Here is a 12,809-nt window from a genome sequence, read left to right as displayed (position 1 = left end):
TCAGAGCGCGCCCCGGAGGAGTGCGACCGTCCCATGGCCGGGCGCTGACGTGACGGTCGACTCGACCTCGACCTCGCTGAGGCCCTGCTCCACCACATGACTCAAGCCGTAGCCCGGCGGCGTCTCACGAGGGTCGAAGCCGCACCCGTCGTCACGGACGGACACCTCCCAGTGGTCGCCCGCCGCGGTCGTGCCGGTGTGGATGACGACCGAGGCGACCCCACCGGCGTGGATTCGCACGTTGGCCAGCAGCGTGGCAACGGCGGAGCGAACGGGTTCGACCACCCGCTCCGGGAGGATCACCTCCGCGCCCAGGTCGAGCATCAGGTCGATCGGCAGGTCGTCGAACTCGGCCGCCGCCGCGCCGACGACGTCGACCAACCGCGGGCTCGCCACCTCAGAGGTCGTCGTGCCGGGGTCGACGTCGAGAAAGGTCCGCAGGCGATTGGACTCCGCCCGGGCCCGTTGACGCAACGGCGCGGCCAGTGCGGGGTCGATGGCCGGGTCGGACAGCAGATGCATCAGTCCCGCCTGGTCGTGCAGCATTCGACGATGCCGTTCCAGCTCCGCGACCCGAGCGGCCTCGACAGCCTCTGCCCGGGCGTCATCGGCCGCGGCACCGAATCGTCGGACGAAGCCCCCCATCGCGCGCGCCATCACTGCGAACACGACGTACGACAGCGCGTTGCTGCGGACCGTCGTTCCCTGTGTCCCCGTCTCGACCGCCGGCAGGCTGACGGCGAGGTAGCACGCCGCGAGCACGAGCGCGCCGAAGGCCACCTCCCGTCGCCGACGCACGCCGAGAGCCGCCACCACGGCAGCATTGATCGCGAGGCCCGGCGCCCACGCGCTCCAGGTCCCGATGAGATCACCCTGTGCGACGTAGAGCGGTTCGAGCAGCAACGCGGCACCGGCGATCGTCACGTCGATCGCCGCCCACCGCTGGCTGCGGAACCCCCGGGTCCTGATCGCGAACCAGCACAGGGCTGCCGACTCGATGAGGACGACGGACACGACCACCACGTACAGAGCAGGCCGCGGCGAGTCTCCCGTGCCCCGGCCGATGGCGGGGACGACCTGCGCCAACGTCCCGACACGCCAGCCGACGATCGTGATCATCACGGCGATCTCGGCGCCGGCCCGCGTGGTCGGCACGGCTCCCGAACCCACCCGCCACGACTCGATGGCGGCCCTGACAGGGTGCCGCGAGGCACCCGCTTGCTGATCGAGCGCCATGACAGTCCTCGGGGCCGGTTCTTCACGTGATGGTGGACGCAGACTATCGACGGGGCGTGTCGTCCACGGGGGTTTCGCTCGAGCCCCTGAGCCGCCAGCCCCTTGGACGTCCCCTCGGCCTGTCCGCGAGCGCCGAGAGAAGACGTCGGCCGCCAGGCGCAGGACGCTCCCGGAGCAGGGGCTCCGGGAGCGCTGGCGCAGTTGGGACTCCCTCCCTGCGTACGCCTGCGGCGGTGCCGTCGTGTCGCCGGGGAGACGGCAACACACTCGCCGCCGGGGGGCCCAGCAGCCGGCACCCATCGCAGCGATCAATCTAGCGCTCCGCGCCTCCCACGGGTTGGGCTTGCCAAAACCCGCGGGGCCAGCTTGTCGAAACCCCTTTCGACAGGCTCGAGGGGCGAGGGGCGGAGCCGCTCAGCTCTCCGCCAGCACCACGACCCGGTCGGCCGGCAGGACGCCGAACATCGCCGACTTGGCCGGGTTGACGTAGACGCCGTGGTTGGCGTCCGCATCGTCCGACTCCGCCGACACCCGGTAGCCGAGCGCCGTCTCGCCGCGGCGCACGGCCGAGGCGACGACGGTCGCGTACGTGACGGGCTCGCCCTCGAGCACGTAGTCGCGCACGGGACGCAGGTAGATCTCGGCACCGTCGGCATCGAGCAGGTCCTGGAAGACCGCCTCGAGCCGGTCGTTCTCCGACAGCTGCGACAGGATCAGGCTCAGGATCTCGTCGCTGACGATGACGTCGTCGACGTGCGCGACCTGGGCCAGGGCGCGGTTGCGGTCGTCGAGCATCTCGCTGACCACCGACGGACGTTCGCCCTTGGTGCGGTCGCCGACGATCTCGCGCAGGTGCAGCAGCGTCACCAGCGTGCGGGCGTCGGCGCGCTGCACGGGCAGCTCGTCGGAGTAGCAGAGCACGATGATCTGGTCGTACTCCTTGACGTCGAAGCGGTCGAGGGTCGCCCGGTCGGACGTGCGTCCGCGCGTGACGGTCGCCGTGAGGTTGGTGAGGTCCGGGACGTCCGGGGTGCCGAGCTCGGTGAGGATCTCCAGCGTCGACCCGGCCTGCGCGTACTCATCGAGCTCGCGCACGACCGTTGCGGCCCGCTCGTTCCAGCCGAGCATCAGCACCTTCGAGGTGGCCTCGGGCGCGACGGCAGCGGTGTTGATGCGCGACTCGTCGACGGACGCGGTGCTGCGCGCGGCGCTCGCGAGCACCGAGTCGTCCTCGGCGACGACGACGAGCTCGCTGCCACCGACGACGGTGTCCATCGCGGGGTTGAGCTCGACGTAGCCGTCGGGCGACACGAGGCCGATGACGGATGCCGTCTCGTACGCCGTGATCGCCTCGGCGAACGTGCTGCCCGCCAGGGACGCATCGGAGTGGAAGTAGATCTCGTCGCCGTCGAAGTCGAACAGCTCGGTGTAGACCGCGGCGGCACCCGACTGGCGCGACGTCTGCACGATCAGCCGGGCGATCGTCTCGCGCTTGTCGACGATGACGGTGCGGTCGCCGCCGACGAGCCGGGCGGCCTCGAGGTTCTGCGGGTCCTGGATCTCGGCGACGATGTGCGGCCCTGCCCCGTCGTGGGTCAGGGCGAGCAGGGTCTTGATGACCTCGCTGTCGGGCTCGTCACCGCCCGGCGACAGGACGATGATCGAGCGGGCGAGGCCGTGGTTGGTGAGGGCCAGGTCGCCGAGGTCGAGCGCCGACCCCGTGCGGCACACGACGCGCGTCCCCTTGAGGTCGCCGACCTTCTCGCGGATCGCCTCCTCCATCTCGACCTTGTCCTGCTCGGCCAGGATCACGACGGCCGGACGCTTGCGGCTCTCGTTGGCGATCGACAGCTCGCGGACGATCGCGAACACCGAGTCGGACCAGCCGAGGATGACGGTGTGGTCCTTCTCGATGACGAGCGAACGTCCGCGGCGCAGCTCGGCCAGCTTGTCGTCGATGCCCGTGGCGATGACGCCGATCAGGGCGCTGACGATGAACAGGCCGGCGACGGTCAGCACCAGCATGGTGGCGATGTACCGCCAGGTGCCGGAGTCGCCGGCGACCGTGCCGGGGTCGAGGGTGTGGAAGAAGGTCGTGAGCACGCGGCCAAGGAACCCGCCCTTGACGTTGCCCTGCCCGGGCTCGAGCCCCGTGAGCGAGACGAACACCGCGAAGACGAGGATCAGCGCGACCGTGACCACGGCGAGCCACGCCACGAGCGCGGACGTCCCGCGGGCCATCGTCCCGTCGAACCAGTAGCGCAGCTTCGCGCCGCCGGTCGGCTCCACGCGCGCCTTGCCCTGCTTCTGGTTGCCCTGCTGCATCTTCTTGGCGGTGCGTGCGCGCATCTGTCGCCCGGTCTGTCCCACTGCATGCCCCTTGAGCTGAACTTGAAGCTCACCGCCCCTTGAGCCTGTCGAAAGGTCGACACGCCATCCTCGCGGATGCGGGGGGTCGGACGTGTGGAAACGACCGATCCCGCATGGGCAAATGTCGGTACACTTGACTCGTCAAATGTGTACACAAGGAGACGGCATGAGCATCGGCATTCGGCAGCTTCGCCGGACCTTGAGTGAGCAGCTCGCAGCCGTCCAGGACGGTCACACCGTCACGATCACGTCCCACGGCAAGCCCATCGCACGGCTTGTCCCGGTCGGCCGCCCGACGAAGCTCGAGCAGCTCCGGGCTGCGGGGCTCGTCCGCGAACCCACCCGTCAACGGCAGCCGCTACCCGAACCGGCCCGAGCCGAAGGCACCGTCTCCGATCTCGTGGCCGAACAGCGACGGTGACGGTCTACTTCGACACGTCAGCGATCGTTCCGCTGACCGTCAGCGAGAGATCGACCCAGACGTGCCGCGCCCTGTGGGAGTCCGCCGAAGACATGGTGACCAGCCAGCTCGCCTACGTCGAGGCGGCCGCGGCCCTGGCCCAAGCACACCGGATCGGACGGATCGGCACAGCGGCTCACCGCACGGGCCTGAAGGTGTTGGACGATCTGTGGTCAGACATGACGGTCGTCCCGGTCGACGACGACCTCGTCGGCCACGCCGCGACCCTGGCTGACACGCAGGCTCTCCGCGGGTACGACGCCGTCCACTGCGCCAGTGCGCTCGCGATCGCCGACCGCGACATGGTGGCCGCGACAGGCGATCGGCGACTCGTCGACGCTTGGCAGCATCTCGGCCTCTCGACCGTCGACGTATCGCGCTGAGCCCCTCGGGACCTTGGCCCGTACGCCGCCGCACCATCCATGAACTACCGTGGACTCAGGCACATCGGAGGGAACCCCATGTCGTACGAAGCAGAGAAGACTCGACTCATCCAGGAGTTCGAGACCGTCGTGGCGACCATCCGGGCCGACTGGGGCCTCAAGACGAACGACAAGTCGCTTGAGTCCAAGACCGCAGCGCAGCAGCAGCCCCGCACCGCCGGCCGCCACTGACGCCCGTTGTCTGTGACCAGAGACGCACATCAACCTTGGTTGACAGCGGACGCCCGTACGCTTCATCCTAGATAGGCCGATAACGACTGCCAACGCGGTCGGTTCAGTAGGGCGAGACTGCCAACGCGGTGCTTGCATCACTGAGTCGGCGTCAACTTTTCGAAGTCCCGGTCATAGCGACCGGGACTTCGTTTATTGTTGCCCGATGTATTTGCTGTTCGTGGATGAATCGGGCACTCATGGGAGCAGCCATTCGTTCGTGCTCGGAGGAGTGGCCATCCATGAGGATGATGCTCAGATCCTGCAAACAGCACTCGACAAGATCGTCTCGCAGCACTTGGACCGCATTCCACCGAACCTCGACGAGTACGAGCTGCATGCGAGCGAGATGCGCAACGCAAAAAAGCCAGCGAGCCCTACTGCCAAGAAGACGAGCATGTGGGCCTCGGTGGATCGCGCTACCCGCCACAAGATCCTCGCGGCTGCCTACGATCTCATCGCCAGTTTCAAGCCCTCAGACCCCCGGCTGCCGCTGACGATCTTTGGGCGTCGTGGTGGACTCCCGCTTCCACCAGGCGTCCACGCCTGAGTCACGTGAGCAACACGCCTATGAGGTGCTGCTCCACAAGTTCGACATGCTGCTCAAGTCTGTTCGCGTGAAGGACAGCCTGCCGAATCGAGGCCTCGTCATCCACGATCGCCGCGTCGTGGTCGAGCGGGACATTCAGACCTGGACTACCCAGTGGCGCAAGTCGGCCGGGAACATCGGTCAGCTGCGAAACCTTGCCGATGTGCCGTTGTTTGCGGATTCTCGTGCTTCACGGCTGCTCCAGCTGGCCGACCTTGTTTCCTACTCGCTGTACAGGCGCTACGCCCCCGGCGGTGAGGCTGAGCCGAGCTTCGCAACGATCTACCCCAGGTTTCACCACGTGGACGGCGTCCTGCATGGATGTGTGCATTTCACGCCGTCCTATGGCGCAGGATCGTGTGATTGCGAGCCATGTGGGGCTCGGTTCGAGGCCGAGGCCGTGAAGTCGGCAGCACCGGCACCGCCTTCGGGCTCAGAGAAGCGCACCCGTCGACGGACCCGAGCGGGCAAGCCAATCGAGACCGACCAGCAGTCAACGCCTCAACCTGTAGAAACGCCCAGCCCCACCACGTCGTCGAACACCCGCTTGTCGTGGGCCGGGACGACCGTCACGCCCTCGCTGTCGTTGAGCCGCCGCAGCGTCACGTGGTTGCGGGCGATCGCCGCGCGGTCACGCCCCACCACCTGCTCGAACGCTCGCAGCGCACGCACCCGATCGAGCCGCTGACCTGACGGCGTCGCGTCGGCGTACGAGGATGCGTCGAAGACCGCGTCGCCCGCGTGCACGACGAGCCCGCGCTCACCCGCGTCCACGGCCACCGCTGCGTGGCCGCGCGAGTGCCCCGGCATGGGGACGAGCGTGATGCCGGGCAGCACCTCGTGGCCAGTGAGGCCGTCCCGCCACTGGTCACCCCGGCCGGCGTGGATCTGCCACGCCGGGCCGTGTGCCCACTGGGCCGGCCGGTAGCGCTTGCGGTCGAGCATGTCCGGGGACGTGACGGCGGCCGCGTGCTCGTCCGCCGTGGTGTGGACGGTCGCGTGCGCGAAGTCCGACAGCCCGCCGATGTGGTCGAAGTCGAGGTGCGTCAGCACGATGTGCGACACGTCGGCGGCGTCGAACCCCCGAGCCTGCAGCTGCAGCACCGCGGTGTCGGCCGGGGTCGAGGCAAGATTGAGCAGGTGCCGGGTCGGCCCCATCCGGCCCCGCGGGTCCGCGTAGTCGGCCAGGCCGAGGCCGGTGTCGATGAGCACGAGCCCGTCGTCCGACTCGCACAGCAGCACGTGGCAGACCATGTCGCCGACGAGTGGTGGGCAGAACGATCCGCAGCTGAGGTGATGGACGCGCATGCTGGCATCCTGCCGCATCCGGCCCCCGAGGCGGGTGATCGGGACGGCGGTCAGCCCGCGAGCTCGTCGATGAGGACACGGGCGGTGTTGTTGCCCGGACGGGGGTCGTCCGCGCTCGCATCGTCCAGCGCGACGCGGGCGTCCAGGGTGTGCCCGGCCAGCTCGACGGCGAGCGTCGTGCGACCGTCCGCCGGACCGTCGAACACGCACAGCACCGTCATCAGGTCGGGGGACGCACTCGGCGTCGAGCTGCACGAGGGGGAACGACCGGTGTCGCTGGTCTTCACCTCGAACGCCGTCATGCCGACCACCGCGAAGGTGAGGCGCGGCGCTGAGGAGGCGGCGACGACGTCGGCCTCCACGACGTAGCGCCCAGATCCGGCGGAGTACGCCGTCAACGACCTGACCGCCAGATCAACCCGCTGCGGCGTCACAGGGACGGGTGCGACCGGCGCGACGGACCGGCGGCCGCCGGTGGACTCAGGAGGCACACGCGGCGACGGCCGGGTCGTGGTCGGCACCGGCGCAGGCGTCGGCACGGGGACGACCGGCGCGACGGCCGACGGCCCCGCGACGACCGTGGGCTCGATGGTCGCGCTCGGCATCACCGACGGGGATGATGTCGGGGGTGGCACCGACACCGCGGGCACCGCTGGGGTCGCAGCGACCGTCCGACGGTCTTCGCCCGCCCCGGCCCACCAGATCGCGACGATGACCGCGGTGACCGCGGCGGTCCCGGCCAGGACGGCCTGCACCGCTGGCCGCCGCATCCTGGGCGCAGCGTCCGGGGCAACCGTCACTCCGCCGACGATCGAAGCTGCCACCGGCACGAACAGCAGTGCCGCCGGCAGCATCGCTGCGAGTCGTGAGTCGAGCATCGCGAGCTCGCCGAAGGCGTCGGCGCAGGCCGGGCAGCCCTCGAGGTGCTGGTCGACTTGGGCCTGCAGCTTGCGTGGCAGACGACCTCGGCGATGGGCTGAGAGCAGCTCGCGAGTCGGACCACATCCCTTGTCGGTCGTCGGCACGACGTGGCGTGCGAGATACGCCTCGCGCAGGCTCTCCTTGGCACGGTAGGTCAGGGCTGCGACGCCGTTGGCCGACATGCCCAGCAGCTGGGCGGTGACGCTGTGCGGGTCCTTCTCCACCAGCGCGTGCCAGAGCACCAGCTGGTGGCGCTCCGGCAACGAGTGAAAGGCCGCTGCCAGCACCTCGGACTCGTCCCTCAGGTCGCGCTCGTCGCCGGGCACCGAGACGGCGTCCAGCACGCCCTCGTCACTGATCCACACGTGCCGGCTGTCCTTGCGGACGTGGTCGACGTGCCGGTTGCGCACGGCCGTCATGAGATAGGGACGGAAGGCGACCTCGGGCCCGCGAGCGTCCCGGATGACCTCGAACACCTTCACGAAGGCGTCCGCGACGAGGTCCTCGGCGTCCGACGTGCCGGCGAGTCGCCGCGCGTACCGCACGGCCGCGTCCTGGTGCCGGACGAACAGCTCGCCCTCGGCGGCGGTCTGGCCCCGGCGGACGGCCTCGATGAGCCCCGCGTCGGTGACCTCGCCGAGGTCGTAGACCGTCATGCCGGCAGGCCCGCGGCCCCCGGACGTGTGATGGTCACACGTCCGGGGGCCAGATCGGTCGAGCTGTCAGTCACGCATCACCCGGCGTGGTCTCGTCACGGCGACGACGCACGAGCAGTGCGCCACCGGCGACCAGGGCCAGGCCACCGAGGAGCAGCCCGAGTGCCGGACCTCCAGTCGAGGGCAGCAGGCCGCTCTCGTTCGGTTCGTTGGAATCGCCGCCACCCTTGACGTCTCCATCGTGGCCCTTGTCCTTCGGAGGGTTGTCCGTCGGAGGCGTGACCGGAACACACGCCTTGTCGGTGTAGGTCACGTCGTCGATGACGAGCTTGGCCGTGTTGAGGAAGCCGGTGCCGGTCTCGGTGTTCTTGACCTTGCAGTCCTGCTCGGTCTTGGCGATCTTGGTGTCCACGTGGACGCCCACCGTGACGGTGTAGACGTGCGTGGCACCGCCGGCGATCTTCTGGTCCGTGACGATCACGGGGCTCGTCAGACCGTCGTAGGACGGGTTGACCGTCACGCCGCTCGCGGTCGTGGTCGCCGTGGCCGACAGCACCTTGACGTCACCACCGAAGGTCAGCTGGTCGTTGAGGCTGTACGTGCCCTCGGCCGTGCCGGAGTTGGCGACCGTGAGCGAGTACGTCACCGTTCCGTCGCGCTTCGCGTCGAGGACGCTCTGCGATTCGACCTTCTTGTCGACGACGATCTTGACGTTGCGGTCGATGACCAGGCCGGCGTCCCACGACGGATCCTGCGAGTCCGGCGCGAGAGTGATCTCGGCCGTCTCACCCGTCGCGGTGTCCGCATCGGAGTCGAGCGCGTCGTCACTGCCCGCGTCGCGGGTCGTGAACGTCGTGTTCGACGTCAACGCGTTCGGGTCGAAGATCACCTTGTAGGTGCCCGACGCCAGACCCTTGAACGAGTACTTGCCGTTGGCGTTCGTCGTCGTCGACAGCGACACGGGGTTGCCGTCGAGGTCCTTGCCGACCAGCTTCACCGGGAAGCCGGCGACACCGGGCTCACCAGCGTCCTGCACGCCGTTCTTGTTGACGTCCTCCCACACGAAGTCGCCGATGGCCGACTCGATGACCGCGATCTCGCGCGATGCCGGACCGACCGGCTGCGAGACGCCGTTGGCGCGGCCCGAGGTGATGTTGTCGTACACATCGCCTCCGGCGTTCTTGGACGGCGTCATGACGATGTTGACCGTCATGTCGTCGCCGGGCGCGAACGCTCCTGCACGCTTGAACCGCAGACCCGTGACGGCCGAGGCCGTCGTGGGGCAGTCAGCCGCCGTGCCGACGCCGGACACCGGGGTGCCGCTGATCGCCGAGCACCACACCGTGGCGCCCGTCGCTCCGTTGGTCGCGTCGTTCGGGTCGACCTTCAGACCCGCGGCGGGGCTGGAGGTGTACTGGATGTCGATGCCGGTTCCGGCCGCGACCGTCGCCGACGTGAACGCCAGGCTTCCGGTGAAGTCGGTGTCACCGACGCCGTCGGCCGGCAGGACGTCGATGATGTCGACGTCCGACACGTTCTGCGGGGCGTCGACGTTCGCGAAGTCGACGGTCCACTTGAGCGTGCGCGGCGTGGCCACGCTGTCGGGGTTGACCTCGACGATGCTCTGCGGGGTCGACTTGGCGATCTTGATGCCGGTCGGCGTCACGATCTGGATCTGCGCCTGAGCACGACGGCCCCCGATGGTCGACGGGTCCTGCTCAGAGCTGACCAGCGCATTGTTGGTGTAGAGCCCGTTGCGGACCGTGCCCAGGATCTCGACGGTGTAGACGATCGGATCGACCGTCTCGTTGACCGTGTTGTCGCCGAGATCCCACTTCACGTAGGTCTCACCCGTGGCGCACTGCAGCTCTGCACCCGCAGGCGAACCCGTCTGCACCAGCACCGGAGTGATCGGATCACCCGAGCCCACACGCTTGGACGAGACGAACTGCTGGTACTTCGGCAGGCAGTCCTCGACGATCACCGGCGCCTTCGTCCCCGCACTCACATCAGCCGTGATCGTCGGATTCAACCGGTAGTCGACCTTCGCGCCACTGCTGTACTGCGGAACCGCCGAATCACTGAACTGACCCGAGGTCGGGTTCTTGACGTACTTCTTGATGCGCGCCGTGACACCGCCGAGAGTCAGACGGTCACCCCAGGCGCCGACGTGGGTGGCAGGAACGTAGTTGGACTGGGTGTAGCTGCCGGGATCAGCAATGACACCGTCCATGTCCTTGACCCCGTCAACAGCCTTGAACGAGCCCCAGTTCGGGAGCTTGGTGCCCACTGGGCTGCCGCTCTTGACCGTCATACCCATGGCCAGAGACAGCTGAACGAGGTCAGCGGAATTGTCGAACGATGGGGTGAATGAGAAGCGGATACGGTTGATTCCGGTGAAGACGCCGTTGGCGTCGACGCTGGCACCGCTCACGCCGAGTGGCGTGTCCGACCACGTGCCGGTCGTGCAGTCCGAGGATGCACCTGGGCCGGCCGGCCCAGTCGAGTACTGGATCTTGAAATTCTTGAGGTCCGACGTCGGATGATTGTTCGAACCGTCCTGCTGGAAGAACGACAGCCATACGGGGTTTCCACCAGAGGCACGAGAAGAATTCTGTCCGTCGCCACTGGCCGACGATGAGACGGCGGTCAGAGCCAACTTCGACTCGTCCCACAGATCGCATCCCACGTAACTGCGTGATTGTGCCGTTCCTGTGTTCGGAATTCCTTGCGCGGAGAAGTAGATATTGCTCTGCACAACCTGCCCCGGCACGACGACGGTGTTGCCGTCACGGAGCTGGCTCGAACCGGGAGGGCCCTGGTAGAGACCGTTGCCCGGCGAGAAGTCACCGGCCGGTAGGTTGCCCGGTCGACCCCAGACGCCGGAGAAGTACTTGTTGAAACCCTCCCCCGTCTGTACCGCCAACTGAGCCTTGCGGTTGTTGTTGGCCAGCACCTCACCGCTGTTGGCCTTGCCGCTGATGTCGGTCATGACGATGTCGGTGTACGTGTTTTCAGTCGCTAGCGTCCACGAGTGCCCGTCCGCCCCCTTCGTTCCAAGATCCAGGGCCGCATCGATCGGGATCTCGAGATTGACCTGGCGGCTGATCACGTAGCCGGTATCTGCGGGCAGCGTCGAACCATTGCCGGACTTGGTCGGGACGGTGTATGCAGAGGTGTCAGCGTTGGTGATGGTGATGTCGACCTTGGTACCGGTTCCACCGGGCTGCGTGCACGAGATGTCCCCGGAGTCGCGCACCGAGTTGGTCGACGTGTTACCTGCGTCGATCAAGCTCCACGGAATGCTGCCCCAGAGATCCTGGGTTGCTCCACATTTGTAGCGGGGGGCGTACTTCTCGATCGCCGCCGCCTCCGAACCCGCAGCCGCGACCGCAGCCGCCCACACGGTCGGGCCATAGTAGGTGGCGGGGCTGATGTCGTCGGTCAGGGTGATGGGCGAGACGAGCGGGCTGGTGCCCTTGCCGCCTGCAGGAGCGGTGATCGTCAGCGGGTACTGATAAATCTGGCACGCCCTCGTCGAGTCGAAGGTGCACGGAGCGCCGCGGGCATACAGCGGGCCTGTCTCCTCGTTCGACGACGATCCGCGTTTCGAGACGTCGAAGCGGGCCTTGGCCGAGACGGTCTGGCTAACACTGGACGACGAGGCGGGGGTGGTGACTTGGTCGCTCGTGGCGGTTGCGGCGAATGGGCCCATCGTGGTGCCGTTGGGCACCTCGGGGCGCAGCTTGGCCAAGAAGTCGTAGTTGAGGGCGGTGCCCTGGGCCTGGTTGGCGACGACGCACACGACCGTCTGTGTCGGCAGCGACTGGTAGGACGTGGCCGTCAGCGGCACGGTGGGTGCCGGCAGGCTCGCCGGCGTCACCGAGGAACCGTCCAGGCAGAACGGCGGGAGCGAGACGAGCTCCTGGCCCTTCGGCAACGAGAACGTGATCTTCGGGGTGGTCTGGTCCTCACCCTCGTAGCGAATGCCGACCTTGTACGTGATCGTGTCGTTGGTGCGGATGATGTTGTTGGTCGCGCTCGAGTCGTGGCCGGCGGCGTCGTCGCCGTCGAACGGCCCCGTGCCGGTGGTCTGCGTCAGGTCGACCGAGAGCGTTCCGTCGCCAACGGCCTGGGCGACGATGCCACGCACCCGCTCGGCCACGCTCGGCTTGTCCTGCGGCGTCGGCTCCGAGGGGACGTCCGCCTTCGGCTCGTCCTTGACCTTGGGCTCTGCCTTGGTGTCGGACTTGGTGTCCGACGTGGTGTCGGCGCCGCCGCCCGCGGGAGCCTCGGTCGGGCTCGTGACGTCGAGCTCGGGCTCGTCCGTCGCCGGAGCGTCGGTCGGAGTGGGCTCGGTCGGGCTGGCGGATGCCGCCGGCGAGTCGGAGGTGTCGTCGGCTGCGACCGACGAGGAGGCCACCAGTCCCGACGAGGCGAGCATCAACGCGAGGAGCGTCGATACACCCAGCCTCATGGTCGGGCGGTGATTGCGCGGATGCTTGTGGAGTCCAGATGCCACGATTCGTCCTCGAATCTGAGTGCGCGACCTCAGGAGCCGCGACGGAAGGAGTGGTTGACTCCTATGAGACGCAGCCAGCACCCCGCCATGAGCC

9 protein-coding genes and 1 pseudogene are annotated in these 12,809 nt (G+C 68.1%); 5 read left to right on the top strand and 5 right to left on the bottom strand.

Annotation, left to right across the window (positions count from 1 at the left end; genetic code table 11):
• Both JOF40_RS06015 and JOF40_RS06010 read right to left on the bottom strand, forming a co-directional pair.
• Positions 1 to 1,236, bottom strand: a complete 1,236-nt coding sequence (locus tag JOF40_RS06015; RefSeq protein ID WP_129181003.1) for a sensor histidine kinase — start codon at positions 1,234 to 1,236, stop codon at positions 1 to 3.
• 414 nt (positions 1,237 to 1,650) lie between these two features.
• Positions 1,651 to 3,585, bottom strand: a complete 1,935-nt coding sequence (locus JOF40_RS06010) for a CASTOR/POLLUX-related putative ion channel (RefSeq protein WP_209674405.1) — start codon at positions 3,583 to 3,585, stop codon at positions 1,651 to 1,653.
• Positions 3,586 to 3,772: 187 nt separating this feature from the next.
• On the opposite strand from JOF40_RS06010, the gene JOF40_RS06005 reads away from it, so the two are divergent.
• The 5 genes and pseudogenes from JOF40_RS06005 to JOF40_RS20340 form a co-directional block, all read left to right on the top strand.
• Positions 3,773 to 4,027, top strand: coding sequence for a type II toxin-antitoxin system Phd/YefM family antitoxin (locus JOF40_RS06005; RefSeq protein WP_129181002.1), 255 nt, complete (start codon positions 3,773 to 3,775; stop codon positions 4,025 to 4,027).
• On the top strand, positions 4,024 to 4,449 hold the full coding sequence (locus JOF40_RS06000) for a type II toxin-antitoxin system VapC family toxin (RefSeq protein WP_129181000.1): 426 nt from the start codon (positions 4,024 to 4,026) through the stop codon (positions 4,447 to 4,449). Before JOF40_RS06005 ends, JOF40_RS06000 begins: the two co-directional genes overlap by 4 nt.
• A gap of 78 nt (positions 4,450 to 4,527) precedes the next feature.
• On the top strand, positions 4,528 to 4,680 hold the full coding sequence (locus JOF40_RS05995) for a hypothetical protein (RefSeq protein WP_188111699.1): 153 nt from the start codon (positions 4,528 to 4,530) through the stop codon (positions 4,678 to 4,680).
• A gap of 205 nt (positions 4,681 to 4,885) precedes the next feature.
• Positions 4,886 to 5,269, top strand: a complete 384-nt coding sequence (locus tag JOF40_RS05990; protein ID WP_129180998.1) for a DUF3800 domain-containing protein — start codon at positions 4,886 to 4,888, stop codon at positions 5,267 to 5,269.
• Positions 5,232 to 5,537 (top strand): annotated as a pseudogene (locus JOF40_RS20340) (DUF3800 domain-containing protein); the annotation flags it as partial. The gene JOF40_RS05990 and the pseudogene JOF40_RS20340, both read left to right, overlap by 38 nt.
• A 272-nt stretch (positions 5,538 to 5,809) precedes the next feature.
• Here JOF40_RS20340 and JOF40_RS05985 read toward each other — a convergent pair.
• The 3 genes from JOF40_RS05985 to JOF40_RS05975 form a co-directional block, all read right to left on the bottom strand.
• Entirely contained in the window at positions 5,810 to 6,616 is an 807-nt protein-coding gene (locus tag JOF40_RS05985; protein WP_129180994.1) for an MBL fold metallo-hydrolase, read from the bottom strand.
• Between the two features lie 50 nt (positions 6,617 to 6,666).
• Positions 6,667 to 8,193: a sigma-70 family RNA polymerase sigma factor gene (locus tag JOF40_RS05980; RefSeq protein ID WP_129180992.1), complete on the bottom strand. Its 1,527-nt coding sequence runs from the start codon at positions 8,191 to 8,193 to the stop codon at positions 6,667 to 6,669.
• A 70-nt stretch (positions 8,194 to 8,263) separates the two neighbouring features.
• Complete coding sequence (locus tag JOF40_RS05975; RefSeq protein ID WP_129180990.1) at positions 8,264 to 12,670, bottom strand: SdrD B-like domain-containing protein; 4,407 nt, start codon at positions 12,668 to 12,670, stop codon at positions 8,264 to 8,266.
• Positions 12,671 to 12,809: the final 139 nt, after the last annotated feature.

The sequence above is a fragment of the Aeromicrobium fastidiosum genome (assembly GCF_017876595.1).
In the GTDB taxonomy this organism is placed as follows: Bacteria; Actinomycetota; Actinomycetes; order Propionibacteriales; family Nocardioidaceae; genus Aeromicrobium; species Aeromicrobium fastidiosum.
The sequence above is the reverse complement of the archived record's forward strand: the minus strand, read 5'-3'. Positions and strand labels throughout refer to the sequence as shown.